Source organism: Acrocarpospora phusangensis (assembly GCF_016862995.1).
In the GTDB taxonomy this organism is placed as follows: domain Bacteria; phylum Actinomycetota; class Actinomycetes; order Streptosporangiales; family Streptosporangiaceae; genus Acrocarpospora; species Acrocarpospora phusangensis.
In genome coordinates this window covers 20206-34999 of record NZ_BOOA01000054.1, presented here as the reverse complement: position 1 = coordinate 34999, position 14794 = coordinate 20206, and the positions used below count along the sequence as shown (strand labels likewise).

Sequence of the window (14794 nt, the reverse complement as noted above, 5' to 3'; positions counted from 1 at the left end):
ACTACCGAAACGCCTATTCCGGCCTTGCCGGACCACCGCCAGATCACCCAAGGTAGATCGTCTTTGATCGTCTTTGACCTAGGGCTCGTGGGGCCAGTGTGCCATGCGATCTCCCGCCCGGACCCCCGAACTCCGGGATGTGGTCCAACGGTCACAGACCGATAACACACCCGGGATGTCAGTGCCAGCCGGTACGGTTCTCCCCGTGCCGACACCCGACCTGCCACCTGTGGAAGACCTGCTCACGACCGCCGTCAAGGAGCTCGGCGGCGCCGAAAGGCCAGGTCAGGTGAGGATGGCCAGGGCCGTGCAGGACGCTCTGGAGAAAGAGGAGCACCTGGCCGTGCAGGCCGGGACCGGCACCGGGAAGTCGCTGGCCTACCTGGTGCCCGCGATCCGGCACGCCGCCGCCTCCCAGCACGCCGTGGTGGTGTCCACGGCCACGATCGCGCTCCAGCGGCAGCTGGTGGACCGGGACCTGCCCCGGCTGGCCGAGGCGCTGGCGTCCGAACTGCCGAAGCGGCCGGAGTTCGCCATCCTGAAGGGCCGGCGCAACTACCTGTGCCGCTACAAGGCCACCGTGGGCATGCCCGACGACGAGGGCGACCAGCTCTTCGACCCGCGCGAGGTGAGCGCGACCGGGCGCATGGTCCAGCGCATCCAGGAGTGGGCGGACGAGACCGAGACCGGCGACCGGGACGAACTGGTGCCCGGGGTAAACGAGCAGGCCTGGCGGCAGTTCTCGGTGACCGCCCGGGAGTGCCTGGGCGCGCAGCGCTGCCCGAGCGGCTCGGAGTGCTTCGCCGAACTGGCGCGGGAACGCGCGGGCCTGGTGGACGTGGTGGTGACCAACCACGCGCTGCTGGCCATCGACGCGATGGAGGACTTCGCCGTCCTGCCGGAGCACGACGTGGTCGTGGTGGACGAGGCGCACGAGCTGGTGGACCGGGTGACCTCGGTCGTGACCGGCGAGCTCTCCGACGCGGGCGTGTCCATCGCCGCCCGGCGGGCCGGCCGGCTGATCGAGCAGGGCGTCGCCGACCGGCTCCAGGCGGCCGGCGAGGATCTGCAGGCGCTGCTGGCCGCCGCCCCCGCCGGGCGGGTGGACGAACTGCCGCAGTCGCTCGGCATGTCGCTGGCGCTGGTCAGGGACTCGGCGTTCGGCTGCCTGACCGCGCTCGGGCCGCGCGGGGGCGACCGGTCCGGCGACAAGGACAACCCGGAGAACGTGAGCCTGCGCAAGGCCGCGTTCACCATGCTGGACGAGGTGCACGACACCGCGCAGCGCATGCTGGACGCGTTCGGCGGCGACTCGGAGGTGGACCGCGCCGAGGTGGTCTGGCTGGAGGCCGGGCACGGCCGGGTGCCGCCCACGCTGCGCGTCGCCCCGCTGTCGGTCGGCGGCATGCTCCGCGACAAGCTCTTCGGCGACCGTACGGTCATCCTCACCTCGGCCACGCTCGCGCTCGGCGGCACCTTCGACGGCATGGCCGCCCAGTGGGGGCTCGGCAAGGACGGCTGGACCGGCCTGGACGTCGGCTCGCCGTTCGACCATCCCCGCAGCGGCATCCTCTACGTGGCCAAGCACCTCCCCCAGCCGGGCCGCGACGGGCTTCCCGAGGCGTACGTGGATGAGATCGCCGAGCTGATCGAGGCCGCCGGGGGGCGCACGCTCGGCCTGTTCTCCTCCACCCGGGCCGCCAAGGCCGCCACCGAGGCGCTGCGCGACCGGCTGGAGGTGCCGCTGCTCTGCCAGGGCGACGACTCCACCTCGCAGCTGGTCAAGAAGTTCGCCGAGGACCCGGCCACCTGCCTGTTCGGCACCCTGTCGCTCTGGCAGGGCGTGGACGTGCCCGGCCCCTCCCTCACGCTGGTCATCATCGACCGCATCCCGTTCCCGCGCCCGGACGATCCCCTGTCGTCCTCCCGGCAGCGGCACATCGCCGCCAAGGGCGGCAACGGCTTCATGGCGGTGGCCGCCACGCATGCCGCCCTCCTGCTGGCCCAGGGCGCCGGGCGGCTGCTCCGCTCCACCACCGACCGGGGCGTCATCGCCGTGCTCGACCCCCGGCTGGCGACCGCGCGTTACAGCTCGTTCCTGCTGGACTCGCTGCCGCCGTACTGGCGGACCTCGGACCCGGAGAAGGTGCGGCAGGCCCTGCGGAGGCTGTCGGCAGGTTAGAAACGGGCGATGACGACGGGCGATCATTGCGGGCGATCATTGCGGGCGATCATTGCGGGCGGTGATTGCGGGCGGTGATTGCGGGCGGTGACGGCGGGCGGTGACGGCGGGGCCCGCTGGAACGCCGCCTCCTGCCGTCAGGCGAGGACGGTGACCGGGTCGCCGACCCTCAGTTCGCCCCGGCCTCGGGGGACCAGGCGGATGCCGAACCAGGTCAGGCCGTTCCAGCGGCGGTGGCGGGCGAGCGTGCGGAGGGGTTCCCTGCCCTTCTCGATGGTGACCGGGTCGTAGGTGGTGGTGGCGCAGCGGTCGCAGTGTTCCGTGAAGCGGAAGGCGAGCGAGCCGATGCGGATCTCACGCCAGTCGTCCTCCGCGTACGGCGGGGCGCCGTCGATCACGAGGTTGGGGCGGAAGCGGCTCATGTCCAGCGGGCCGGGCGGGTCCTCCTGGCGTTCCAGCGCGCCTTCGAGGATCCAGTCGTCCAGCCGCCGCAGCGAGGAGCGGGAGGTGAGCAGGATGGGGGCGGTCCCGGCGAAGCTGACGACGTCACCGGGCAGGCCGCCGTTGGCGGCCGGGACGGCGCAGCGGCCGGGGTCGTCGAGCCAGACCAGGCGGGCCGGTTTGCCGAGCAGCCGGGAGAACCAGGCGTGCGCGTCGGAGTCGGCGAGCACGGCGGTGTCCAGTTCGACGAACCCACCCACGGGAACGCTCTCTCCGGTGGCCGGGGGGATCTTCAGCTGAGGTAGTCCCGGCGCGTCGAGCAGCAGCCCGTCCTCGGCCGTGGCGCTCGCGACGACGGACAGCAGCCGGGGGTGCTCCCCGACCCAGTGCAGGTCCCCGATCTCGTCCACCACGGCCCAGCGGCGGTCCCCCGCCAGCCCCCACGGCTCGACGACGGCCGAATCCACCGCCCGCCCTGAAACCGACTTAACCGGATATTTCCGGATTTCAGCTAGCTCCATCCCGACACCGTACGACGGAGAGAGCGCTTTCACGAGGGGCTGCCGCCCGTCCCGGCGTGATCCGTCCCGAGGCCGTCCGCCTCGTACGGCCGCTTCGCGGGTGACGGCGAATCGCAGCAGGTCCCCCAGGGCCGTCATCCGGCCAGATGTCGCCTGTTCAGAGGTCTTCCGCCTCGAACGGGATGAGGTCCGGGCGTTTGGCGGTGACGTTGTCGCCGGAGGAGGTCCCCCGCAGCCGCCGCCCGAGCCACGGAGTGAAATGTTCACGCAGCCACTGCGCGTCCTCCCGGCGTTTCGCCGAGGGGTCCACGCGCTCCCGGGGCGGCCACACCTTGCGCCAGTCGTCCTCGGGCGGGACCCCCAGCACGTCCAGCACCTTGGCCGCGACCATCCGGTGGCCGTGCTCGTTCATGTGGAGGCGGTCGTCGCTCCAGGCCCGCCAGTCCCGCAGCCCCTGCATCGACCACTGGTCCACCAGCAGGGACCCGCTCAGATCCGCGATCGACCGCAGATGCAGGTAGAAGGTCGCGAACTTGCCCCGGGCCCGCCGCATGATGGGCGTGTCCCGCGGATCGACACCGGTGAACATCAGCACGTCCGCCCCGGCCCCCCGCAGCTCCCGTACGGCCGCCGCCACCTTCTTGGCCATCCGGTCGGGATCGCTGCCCGGCCGGAGCAGGTCGTTGCCCCCCGCGCAGAAGCTGACCAGGTCCGGCCGCATCGCCATCGCCACCGGCACCTGGTCGGCGACGATCTGGTCGATGACCTTCCCCCGTACGGCCAGGTTCGCGTACCGGAACTCCGGCTCCAGCGTGGCGAGGCGTTCGGCCACCCGGTCGGCCCAGCCCCGGAAGTGCCCGTCCGTCCCGGGATCGTTGAGCCCTTCGGTGAAGCTGTCCCCCACCGCAACGAACGACCGATATCGCGTCATGTCACCATCCCCAGTTCGCCTGACAACTTAGCGGGGGACGGCGAGGCGTCAGCTGTCGGCCTCCGCGATGGCCCGCAGGGCCAGCACGTACGACTGGAAGCCGAAGCCGGCGATGGTGCCGGTGGCGACGGCCGCCACCACCGAGGTGTGGCGGAACTCCTCGCGGGCGCTCGGGTTGGAGATGTGCACCTCCACCAGGGGCGCCGTGCGCTGCGAGATGGCGTCCCTGAGGGCGTAGGAGTAGTGCGTGAAGGCGGCGGGGTTGAGCACCACGGGGACGCGCCCGTCGGCCGCCTCGTGGATCCACTTCACCAGTTCGGCCTCGTCGTCGGTCTGCCGGACCTCGACCGCCAGGCCGAGCCCGCGCCCGGTCTCCTCGCAGAGCGCCACCAGGTCCTTGAAGCTGAGCGCGCCGTAGACGTCGGGCTCCCGGCTGCCGAGCCGGCCCAGGTTCGGCCCGTTGAGCACGAGTACCGATCTCATGTGTTCACTCCTGTGCGGGGATCATCTGGAGATTTCGTAGAAGGCCGACTCCAGCAGCTCCTCGGACGGGTCCTCCAGGCGTGACACCCGGGCGATGTCGTCCAGGACGACCAGGCGCAGCTTGGCGCCGCGGCTCTTCTTGTCGACGCGCATGTGCTCGCGCAGCCGGGGCCACGCGTCCTTGCGGTAGGAGGTGGGCAGGCCGACCGAGGTCAGGATCGACCGGGTGCGGTCCACCACGGCGTCGGCGAGCCTGCCGTCCAGGCGGGCCACCTCGGCGGCGTAGACCAGGCCGATCGCGACGGCCTCGCCGTGCCGGATGCGGTAGTCCTCGACCCGCTCGATGGCGTGCGCCAGCGTGTGCCCGTAGTTGAGGATCTCCCGCAGGCCGCTCTCCTTGAGGTCGGCGCCCACGACGTCGGCCTTGACCTGGATCTTCCGCTCGATCAGCGCCCGGGTGTGGTCGCCCTCGGGCACCCGGGCCCCGGCGGGGTCGTCCTCGACCAGCATGAGGATCGTCGGGTCCGCGATGAAGCCGCCCTTGATGATCTCGGCGAGGCCGGCCACGTAGTCCTCGCGCGGCACGCTCACCAGCGTGGCCAGGTCGCAGAGCACGCCCTTGGGCGGGTAGAACGCCCCGACCAGGTTCTTGCCCTCGGGCGTGTTGATGCCCGTCTTGCCGCCCACGGCCGCGTCCACCATGGCCAGCAGCGTGGTCGGGACCTGGATGACCTTGACGCCGCGCAGCCAGGTGGCCGCCACGAACCCGGCCAGGTCGGTCGTGGCGCCGCCGCCGACGCCGACCACCGCGTCGGTCCGGGTGATCCCGTACCTCCCGAAGGCGGACCAGAGTTCGGCGGCGACCCCGACGGTCTTGGCCTGCTCACCGTCGGGCACCGGCAGGGACACGACCTCGTAGCCGGCCGCGCGCAGCGACTCGCAGACCGGCCGGGAGATCTCGGGCAGGCTGGCGGGCGAGACCACCGCGACGGTCCTGACCCCCTCGCCGACCAGGGCGGGCAGCTCGGCCAGCACCCCGGTCCCCACGACCACGTCGTACGGCGCGTCGCCGTGGACCCGGATGCGGGTGACCGTCATGGCCGCCACTCCGCCGTGCCGGGCAGCGCGGCGGCGATCTCCCCGGCGAGCTCCTCGGGGTCGCGGTCGTCGGTGCTGAAGGTGTGGGTGGCCAGCCGCTCGTAGAGGGGGCGGCGCTCCTCCATGAGCTTGCGCAGCTGGCTGCGCGGGTTGAGGACCAGGAGAGGCCGGGCGGAGGCGAGGCCGACGCGCTTGACCGCCTGGTCCAGGGCCACCTGAAGGTAGACGACGGTGTGCGCGGCCAGGAGCTCCTGGGTGGCGGGGTTGAGCACGGCCCCGCCGCCGACCGAGACGACGCCCTCGTGCTCCTCCAGGGCGGCCCGCACGGCGGCGGCCTCCAGCTTGCGGAAGCGGGTCTCGCCGTCGTCCTCGATGAAGATGTCGCCGATGGGCTTGGCCGCGGTGGCCTCCACGTCGGCGTCGGTGTCGCGGAAGGGCACGCCGAGCCGTTCGGCGAGGAAGGCGCCGACGGTGGTCTTGCCGGAGCCGGGCGGGCCGATGAGCACGGCCACGGGCCGAACCGAATTCATGATCATTTACCTTACTTGATGACCATCGAGGAGAGGTAGCCGGACAGGTTGCGGGCGACCTCCTCGACGGAGTCGGCGCCGAACTTCTCCACGGCCGCGTCGGCGAGGACCAGGGCGACCATGGCCTCGGCCACGATGGCCGCGGCCGGGACGGCGCACACGTCGGAACGTTCGTGGTGGGCCTTGGCGGCCTCGCCGGTCAGCACGTCGATGGTGGCCAGCGCCCGGGGCACGGTGGAGATGGGCTTCATCGCGGCGCTGACCCGGAGCGGCTCGCCGTTGGTCATGCCGCCCTCGACGCCGCCGGCCCGGTTGGTGACGCGCCGCACGCCGGCGGCGGTGTTCTCGATCTCGTCGTGGGCGCGCGAGCCGGGACGCCGGGCGGTCTCGAAGCCGTCGCCGAGCGCCACGCCCTTGATCGCCTGGATGCCCATGAGCGCGCCGGCCAGCCGCGAGTCGAGGCGGCGGTCCCAGTGCGTGTAGCTCCCCAGGCCCGGCGGCAGCCCGTACGCCACGACCTCGACGACGCCGCCGAGGGTGTCGCCGTCCTTGTGGGCCTTGTCGATCTCGGCGATCATGGCGGCGCTGCCGTCCGGGTCGAAGCAGCGGACCGGGTCCTCGTCGATGGCGAGCAGGTCGGCGGGGCCGGGCAGGTCGGCGGACGGGCTGACGGCCGCGCCGATGGACAGCACGTGGCTGACGATGTCCACGCCGAGGGCCTGCTTGAGGAAGTTCTTGGCGACCTGGCCGAGCGCGACCCTGGCGGCCGTCTCGCGGGCGCTGGCCCGGTCCAGGACCGGCCGGGCGTCGTCGAAGCCGTATTTCTGCATGCCGGCCAGGTCGGCGTGGCCGGGGCGGGGGCGGGACCGGGGCGCGTTACGGGCGACGCCCTCCAGCAGGGCCGGGTCCACCGGGTCGGCCGACATCACGGCCTCCCACTTCGGCCATTCGGTGTTGCCGATCCGCACGGCGACGGGCGAGCCGAGGGTGCGGCCGTGCCGGAGCCCGCCGACGACGGACACCTCGTCCTGCTCGAACTTCATCCGGGCTCCGCGCCCGTATCCGAGCCGGCGGCGGCGGAGCGCCTCGGCGAGTTCGGCGGTGGTCACCTCGACTCCGGCGGGCAGCCCTTCGAGGATCGCGACGAGTTCGGGGCCATGGGACTCCCCGGCGGTCAACCAGCGCAGCATGACACCAAGTCTTCCATGCGTCTCAGAGTGCGACCGCCATACCTCTCATCAGTCAGGACAGTCGAATTCTTACTGCGCCTCCGCGACGACGGCCGCGAACGCCGCCAGGAGCATGAAAGGACCGAACGGGAACTCGCTCGTGCGGTCGCCCTTCCCGGTCACGAGCAGGCCGACGGCGTACAGGGCGCCGAGCAGGTGTGCCCCGATGCCCGCGATGATCGCCGCGTTGACGCTCGCCGCGCCCGTCACCATCCCCAGCAGCCCCGCGAGCTTCACGTCCCCCAGCCCGATCCCGGCGGGCCGTACCAGCCAGAGGAGCAGGTAGATCCCGCCCAGGGCCAGCCCGCACACCACCCCCACGCCCAGCCGTCCGGTCGGGGCGAGCAACCCGATCACGATCAGGTACGACGGCAGGGTCACCACATCCGGCAGCCGCCAGGTCCACCAGTCCACCAGGGCGAGCACGACCCCTGTGAACACCGCGTAGAGCATCGCGGCGAGCAGCGGGCTTCCCTCGAACCGCCAGGCCAGGACCGCGAAGGCCAGTCCCGTCGCCGCCTCGGCCAGAAAGGGCGGCCTGGGCAGTGGCCACCGCCGGACCGCGCCGAGAACCGCCGCCTTGGCCTCGCCCCGGACGTCCCCGGTCCGAGCGTCCTCGCCCCGGGCGTCCTCGCCCCGGGCGTCCTCGCCCCGGGCGTCCTCGCCCCGGGCGTCCTCGGTCCGGACGTCCTCGGCCGCAGGGCCGAAGCCCTCGGCCAGCGCCCGCGCGTACGCCCCCGCGACGACCCCGGCCGCCGCCAGCCCGCCCACCAAAGCCACCGACACCCGGCGACCCTAACCCGCTCCGCCGTCCGGCACACCGCGAAGTGAGGGACACGTCCGACATGCCGCGAACGCGCGAATGCGGAGGCCACACCCAGCACGCCCCACCGCGCGGGCGCCTCGGGCCGAACCGGCCGTGAGAGCGCATCCCGCACTTCCCGGCTCAGCCGAACCACCCCTGCGGGGGCCTCCGGCCGAACCGGCCGGGCGAGTCGCGTCGCGGGCGTCCCCGGCTCAGCCGAACCACCCCTCAGGCACCTCCGGCCGAACCGGCCGAAAGAGCGCATCCCGCACTTCCCGGCTCAGCCGAACCACCCCTGCGGGGGCCTCCGGCCGAACCGGCCGGGCGAGTCGCGTCGCGGGCGTCTCCCGGCTCAGCCGAACAGTCCGGGCGTCTACCGGCTCAGCCGAACAACCCGCGCAGCCATCCGCGCCGACGTTTCGGGGCGGGATGGGACACCGTCGCGACCGTGACGTCCGGGACGTCGGAAGACAGGTGGGCGAGCGAGGCGGGGTCCTCCACGGCTGTGAGGGCGTGCAGGAGGGGGCCTTCGATGGGGAAGGGGACCGGGCCGGCGACGTCGATCATCACGGCGGCGGCCTCCTCGTGCAGGGCCGCCTTGCAGACCTGGGGGGTGGTGGCCTGGATGGGGCGGGCGTCGGGCCGCCAGAGCTGGAGCGCCGACACGCTGGTGAAGGCGAGGACGGCCGCCCGCCCGTCCTTGCCGATCAGCTTGGGCAGGGCCATCTCGCTCTGCTTCTCCTGGCGCAGGCCGTGCGCGCCGATCTCCGACTCGGTCAGCAGGGCGACGACGGGGACCAGCAGCCTGGCCGTGCTCAGCGCCGTGAGGACGTCGGCGGCGGTGGCCGTACCGGACTCGAAGCCGGACAGGGCCGCCGCGACGGCCGGATCGGCGCTGCCGTCGTCGTTCGGGGCGAGTGGATTCGGAATGCTGGGCACGACTGCGGAGCCTACCCGCCTGGTCCGCTCGTCCGGCCGGGCCACCACCCAACGGGCGAAGACCGCCCACCCGCGAATCGCAGGCCGTCGAACCCGGCCCTCTGCGGAACCTGGCCACCCGGGTCGGGCGGCCAGGCGGTGGTCGTCACGGGCCGGGCGGAGACGGACAGGATCCGACGGGGTCAGCCGAGGTCGGCGATGGCGATGACCGGTCCGCCGCCGCTGGGGCCCTGGTGGACGGCGGCGACGCTGACGAAGACGGCCGGGTCGCCGCTGACGCTGGCGGCGACGCCGCCGACGGTGGCCTTGATCTGGCGGTGCCAGTGCACGTCGGAGTCGTCCAGCATGATGTTGCGCCGGCCGCGCACGCTGCCGCTGGGGTCGGCCTCGCACTTCATGAACAGATTGACCAGCCTGCCCCCCAGGTCGCTGGGGTGCGGCCGGTCGGGCAGTTCGATGCCGCTGTCCCGGATGGCCTCCCAGATGCCGTCGGCGTCGAGGGCGTCCTTCATCACCGAGTGCCCCGCGCGGTAGCGCCCGCCGATGCCGCGCACGTTGCCCACCACCACGATCTGCGCCCGGTCCAGTTCGACGCCGCTGGAGCAGGAGGCGACCGAGGAGTACAGCGAGAGGTCCTTGTGGATCTGCTCGGCGGTGGGCATCTCGATCTCGCCGAGGGCCACGGCGATGCCGAGTGCGGTGGTCGAGTTGGAGATGTCCATGGACAGGCCGGTCTCCTCGGTGACGACCTCATGCCCGCGGGACTTCGCGTCGTTGATCGTGGAGAGGGTGAGCAGCGGCGTCTTGGTCTGCACGTAGTGCACGTCCGCCGGGTCGTCGATGCCCGCGATCTTCATGGCCTCGCGCACCCCGGCCGCGACCTTCTCCACCATCGCCGGCCTGCCGATGTCCTCGGGCAGGATGACGTCGCTCATCGCGATGCCCACACTCACCCGCGGCTCGTCCGTCTGTACGGCCTTCGCCGGATCGAGGGTCGCGAAGATCGTGGCATGCGGGCTCAGCACCCCGTCGGTCCCCCCGGACCACACCAGCGGCACGCTCTCCGGCGACGGGTGCCCCTTGGCCGCGAGCACCTCGCGGAACGCCCGGTCCGCGATGATCCGCGTGTAGTCGTTCACCCCGCCGTTGCCCTCGGTCTTGCCGATCACCGCGAGCACGCGGCCCGCCTCGATCACGCCGTCGTCGATCAGCTTCGCGAGCCCCGACGCGTCGGTGACACTCTCGATGGCGACCTTGCGTACCTCAATAGGATCCGGCATCTAACTCTCCGTTACCGTTGTCCCAATATTTCCTGACAAAGCGTCACTGATGTGGTCCAGCGAGGTGATGACCGCACGCTGCCCGCCGTCCTCGACGAAACGCAGCGCCGCTTCCACTTTGGGGCCCATGCTGCCGCTGGCGAAGTGCCCGGCCGCCTGGTACTCCCGGAGTTTCGCCGGCGTGACGGCCCCGATCGGGCGGGCGTCGGGCGTGCCGTACCCCAGGATGGCGTTGGGCACGTCGGTGGCGATCACCAGCACGCCCGCCCCCACGGCTCCCGCCAGCACCGCCGCCGCGTGGTCCTTGTCGATGACCGCCTCGACCCCGCCCAGCCGCCCGTCGGCCCCCCGGGCCACCGGCACGCCCCCGCCCCCGGCGGCGACGATGGTGTAGCCCGCCTCCATGAGCGTGATCGCGGTGCCCGCGTCCAGGATCTCGATCGGCCGGGGCGAGGCGACCACCCGCCGCCAGCCGCGGTCGAACTTCCGCCAGGACTGGCCGAGCTGCTCGAACCGCCGGGCCTCCTCCTCGGAGAAGTACTGCCCGATCGGCTTGACCGGGTCCGCGAACGCGGGGTCCGCGGGGTCGACGAGGGTACGGGTGACCACGACCGCGGTCCTGATCGGATCGAGCGAGTTCATGATCATCGTGCCGATGGTGGCCTGCGTCTGCGCGCCACACCAGTCCAGCGGCACCGGCGGCACGACGTGCGCGGTCAGCTGGTTCTTGAGCAGGATGTTGCCCACCTGGGGACCGTTCCCGTGGGTGAGCACCACCTCGTGGCCGGCCTGGATGAGCGCGGCCACATGTCCCATGGCGAGTTCGACCGCCCGCAGCTGGTCGGCCGGGGCGGCGCTGCCGTCGGGCGCCGTCATCGCGTTCCCGCCGAGCGCGATCAGTACGCGTTCACCCACATGGCGAAACTAGCCGCGCCCCCACCACCCCGCATGGGCGACTCTCGCCCACCACCGGCATTTCCCTCGGCAAGATTCACCAAGTACGGCTGCCGCAGGGCCCGCCCTCCTCGGCGATCAGCGCGCCGTTGGGCAGGTCCAGCTCCACGGTGGCCAGCGTGATGTGGTCGTCGTCGGCCCCCGGCGCCCGGTGGTGGCAGACGCCGCCGGCGTGCCGGGACATGACCTCGCGGACCACGTCCGCGTGCGGCTTGGCGGCCTGCCGGCGCAGCCCCCGCCGGAGCAGGTCGCGCCGGATCAGCGTGCCGGGATGCTGACGCGGAAAAGGGTCGTAGGGGGCCACTCTCGGGTCTAGGAAGTGGTTGGTGTGCACGAGCATGCCGTTGTCCTCCGGCGTGCTCCAGCCGGGCCCGCCCGGGTGCAGTTCGGCGGTGATCGCGGCCTTGCCCTCCTCCTCGCCGTACGAGACGAGGTTGAGCGAGGACGAGGCCGACACCTCGGCGCCGGCCAGCAGGTAGGCGGCGGAGGTGACGCTCTCGCACTCGTCGAGCACCCGCCGGGCGGCCACGTGCACGGGCAGGCCGATGCCGTCCTGGCCGTCGTCCTCGTGGTGGAGCCGGGTGAACAGCAGGCCGAGCCCGCCCGAGTTGACGCCGATCTTGCCGACCACGCCGTACTCGGTGAGCGTGTGCACGGTACGGCCGTTCGGGTGCTCGATCGTCCAGACCAGCCAGCCCTCGGCCATCTCCCGGGTCCAGTCCCAGGTCTGCAGGGCCACCGGCGGACTGTCGGGGTCGTCGCCGAGCAGCACGACGGCCGAGCACTCGCTGCGCGGGCGCCCGTCCAGCATGGCCAGGATCTCGGTCCGCGCGTTGATGGCCGCGATGTCGGTGACCGGGAGGCGCGCCCCCTCCGCGATACCGGTGATCTCCTCGGCGAGTTCGGGCGCCCACGCCTCGATCGCCTTCAACGCCTGGGTGCCGAGGTCCACGAGGTCGATGTTGGTCCCGCCGTGCTGCTGGAACATGTCCTGGTAGACGGCCACGGTGTGGGCTACCTGGGTGGCGTGGACCCGACCGAACTCGTGGCCACGTTCGAGAGGGTCGCTGTCAGTGGAGGTATAGGCGCGGATCACATTTCTCAGCATCCCATCCCGCCACATCTCGGCTCGCTAGACCCCACCGGCAGCCAATTGTGATCCTCATCACGTATCAGGATCAGCCGGCCTCTCGGTCCAAATCGATCCAGGTCGCCCGGCTGGCCGCGAGGAGCCGGCCGGAGAGCTCGTAGATCCCGGCGGAGGCGTACAGCTTGCGGCGTTCCCTGCCCTCGGTCCTGGCCACGATCACGTACGTGGCGTCGGGGAAGATCGATCCGTACACCCGGCCGGTGAGGCGGCCGAGCAGGGCGGCGCCGCCGGAGGTGAGGTGGGCCCAGCCGGTCGGGCAGTCCAGGGCGCCCCAGACGTGGCTCAGCGGCAGGGTGGCGGACCAGTCGGCCAGGGCGGGGTGCACGTGCCAGAGCATCGCCACCTCGCCGGGGCGGCCGGTGGGGGCCGGATGCACGCGCAGACCGTCACCGGGCTCGCGGTGGCCGCAGACGAAACACCCCGGGAACGGGTGGGCGGTCTCCCCCACGAAGACGCCGCCGATGCGCTCCGGTTCGAGGAACGGCGGCGGGACCGGGGCGTCCGGCACCGGGCGGGCCTCCACCAGCAGGGCGTCACCGTCGAACAGGCGCACCAGGGACGGGGTCTTCTCGATGCGGACGTCGGCGTCCAAGGGGGTCGGCGCGCGCAGCGTCACTTCCACCGTGCGGCCGGGCGGCAGGTAGCTCGCCGCGAGCCCGGACACCCAGCCGCCGTTCGCCATGCCGTCGGGTCCGCGAAAACGTTCAGAGATCTTCATGTCACTCACCCTGCCCCTTCCACCTTTCAGCCCGCTTACACCACGACTTCATCGCGGAATCACGTCAACTCGGCGAATCCCCCGTGTTTTTCGGAGTGGGCGCGCTCCCACCAGTCGTCATATTGGCTAGGATCTCCGCAAATATCGCCGCTTATTCGGGGGCTCCGAGCATGACCACTCCGAAGATCGACACCTCGGTTCCCCATCCGGCCCGGGTGTACGACTACTGGCTCGGCGGCAAGGACAACTACGCCGCGGACCGCGCGGTCGCCGAGGCCGTCATCGCCTCCACGCCGGGCGTGGTGCAGGGGGCCAGGGAGAACCGGGCCTTCCTCGGCCGGGCCGTCCGGTACCTGGCGGAGCAGGGCGTCACCCAGTTCCTGGACATCGGCACCGGCATCCCCACGACCGGGAACACGCACGAGGTGGCCCAGTCGGTCAATCCCGCCGCCCGCGTGGCGTACGTGGACAACGACACCATCGTGATGGTGCACGCGCGGGCGCTGCTGACCAGCACGCCGGAGGGCCGGACCACCTACATCGAGGCGGACCTGCGCGAACCGCACACGATCATCGACCACCCCGACGTGAACAAGGTCCTCGACTTCTCCAAGCCGGTGGCGGTCATCATCGTCGGCACGCTGATGCACATCAGGGACGAGGAAGACCCGTGGGGCGCGGTCAAGGCCTTCACCGACGCCACCTGCCCGGGCAGCTACCTCGCGATCACCCACCTGACGGCCGACTTCGAGCCCGAGCTGATGGGCACGCTGGCCAAGAACTACAACACCGGGCCGCTGCTGATGACCAACCGCACCGCCGAGGAGATCGGCCGCTTCTTCGACGGCTTCGAACTCGTGGAGCCCGGCCTGGTGTGGGCCACCGCGTGGCGCCCGGACAAGCCGATCCCCGCCGAGGCCGTGCGCGGCGCGTACGGCGCGGTCGGCAGGAAGCTCTGACCGGCGCTAGTTCTGACCGGCGAGCAGCTTCCTGGCGTCCAGCCCGGCGTCACCCTTGTTCCAGTTGCACGGGCAGAGCTGCTCGGACTGGAGCGCGTCCAGCACGCGCAGCACCTCCCGCACGTTCCGGCCGACCGAGCCGGAGGTGACCATGGTGAAGCGGATCTCGTGGTTCGGGTCCACGATGAACGTGGCGCGCTGCGCGACGCCGTCGGGGCCGAGCACGCCCAGGTCCTGCGACAGCTCCCTGGTGATGTCGGAGAGCATCGGGAACGGCAAATCCCGCAGGTCGGGGTGGTCCCTGCGCCAGGCGTGGTGCACGAACTCGGAGTCCACGGAGACACCGAGCACCTGCGCCTCCCGGTCGGCGAACTCGCGGTGCAGGCGGCCGAACTCGGCGATCTCGGTGGGGCAGACGAAGGTGAAGTCCTTCGGCCAGAAGAACACGACCCGCCACATGCCCTCGTAGGTCTTGTGGTCGATGGTGGCGAACGCCTCGTCCGCGTCCAGCGCCACGCAGGCGGTCAGTTCATACTCCGGGAAACGGTCACCGACGGTAAGCAAGCCGCTCTCC

At 71.8% G+C, this 14794-nt stretch carries 15 protein-coding genes; 2 read left to right on the top strand and 13 right to left on the bottom strand.

Annotated elements, in window-relative coordinates; genetic code table 11:
• Nucleotides 1-175 precede the first annotated feature (175 nt).
• A complete protein-coding gene (locus Aph01nite_RS28170) occupies nt 176-2182 on the top strand; it encodes an ATP-dependent DNA helicase (protein WP_204044031.1) in 2007 nt (668 codons plus the stop codon).
• Nucleotides 2183-2319: 137 nt separating this feature from the next.
• Here the strand turns inward: Aph01nite_RS28170 and Aph01nite_RS28165 are convergent, their stop codons facing one another.
• From Aph01nite_RS28165 to Aph01nite_RS28110, 12 genes are all read right to left on the bottom strand, one after another.
• Entirely contained in the window at nt 2320-3144 is an 825-nt protein-coding gene (locus Aph01nite_RS28165) for an MOSC domain-containing protein (protein ID WP_204044030.1), read from the bottom strand.
• Between the two features lie 157 nt (nt 3145-3301).
• Nucleotides 3302-4075 (bottom strand): SGNH/GDSL hydrolase family protein, encoded by a 774-nt coding sequence (locus tag Aph01nite_RS28160; protein WP_204044029.1) that lies wholly within the window; start codon nt 4073-4075, stop codon nt 3302-3304.
• Nucleotides 4076-4123: 48 nt separating this feature from the next.
• The gene (aroQ, locus tag Aph01nite_RS28155) at nt 4124-4558 is read right to left on the bottom strand and encodes a type II 3-dehydroquinate dehydratase (protein WP_204044028.1); all 435 of its coding nucleotides are present in this window, start codon (nt 4556-4558) and stop codon (nt 4124-4126) included.
• Nucleotides 4559-4579: 21 nt separating this feature from the next.
• On the bottom strand, nt 4580-5656 hold the full coding sequence (aroB, locus tag Aph01nite_RS28150) for a 3-dehydroquinate synthase (RefSeq protein WP_204044027.1): 1077 nt from the start codon (nt 5654-5656) through the stop codon (nt 4580-4582).
• On the bottom strand, nt 5653-6186 hold the full coding sequence (locus Aph01nite_RS28145) for a shikimate kinase (RefSeq protein WP_204044026.1): 534 nt from the start codon (nt 6184-6186) through the stop codon (nt 5653-5655). The genes aroB and Aph01nite_RS28145 overlap by 4 nt, the downstream gene beginning before the upstream one ends.
• Before the next feature lie 11 nt (nt 6187-6197).
• Nucleotides 6198-7376 carry a chorismate synthase gene (aroC, locus tag Aph01nite_RS28140; protein ID WP_204044025.1) on the bottom strand — a complete coding sequence of 393 codons (1179 nt, stop codon included), beginning with the start codon at nt 7374-7376 and terminating at the stop codon, nt 6198-6200.
• A gap of 69 nt (nt 7377-7445) precedes the next feature.
• Nucleotides 7446-8201: a prepilin peptidase gene (locus tag Aph01nite_RS28135; protein WP_204044024.1), complete on the bottom strand. Its 756-nt coding sequence runs from the start codon at nt 8199-8201 to the stop codon at nt 7446-7448.
• A 400-nt stretch (nt 8202-8601) separates the two neighbouring features.
• Entirely contained in the window at nt 8602-9159 is a 558-nt protein-coding gene (locus tag Aph01nite_RS28130) for an SseB family protein (RefSeq protein ID WP_204044023.1), read from the bottom strand.
• Nucleotides 9160-9341: 182 nt separating this feature from the next.
• Nucleotides 9342-10439: a barbiturase gene (gene bar, locus Aph01nite_RS28125; RefSeq protein ID WP_204044022.1), complete on the bottom strand. Its 1098-nt coding sequence runs from the start codon at nt 10437-10439 to the stop codon at nt 9342-9344.
• A complete protein-coding gene (locus Aph01nite_RS28120) occupies nt 10440-11354 on the bottom strand; it encodes a carbamate kinase (protein ID WP_239162034.1) in 915 nt (304 codons plus the stop codon).
• A gap of 76 nt (nt 11355-11430) precedes the next feature.
• Complete coding sequence (locus Aph01nite_RS28115) at nt 11431-12489, bottom strand: C45 family autoproteolytic acyltransferase/hydrolase (RefSeq protein WP_204044021.1); 1059 nt, start codon at nt 12487-12489, stop codon at nt 11431-11433.
• Nucleotides 12490-12571: 82 nt separating this feature from the next.
• Nucleotides 12572-13261, bottom strand: a complete 690-nt coding sequence (locus Aph01nite_RS28110; RefSeq protein WP_204044020.1) for a hypothetical protein — start codon at nt 13259-13261, stop codon at nt 12572-12574.
• A 170-nt stretch (nt 13262-13431) separates the two neighbouring features.
• On the opposite strand from Aph01nite_RS28110, the gene Aph01nite_RS28105 reads away from it, so the two are divergent.
• Nucleotides 13432-14220, top strand: a complete 789-nt coding sequence (locus tag Aph01nite_RS28105; protein ID WP_204044019.1) for an SAM-dependent methyltransferase — start codon at nt 13432-13434, stop codon at nt 14218-14220.
• A 6-nt stretch (nt 14221-14226) separates the two neighbouring features.
• Here Aph01nite_RS28105 and Aph01nite_RS28100 read toward each other — a convergent pair whose 3' ends face one another.
• Entirely contained in the window at nt 14227-14784 is a 558-nt protein-coding gene (locus Aph01nite_RS28100; RefSeq protein WP_204044018.1) for a peroxiredoxin, read from the bottom strand.
• Nucleotides 14785-14794: the final 10 nt, after the last annotated feature.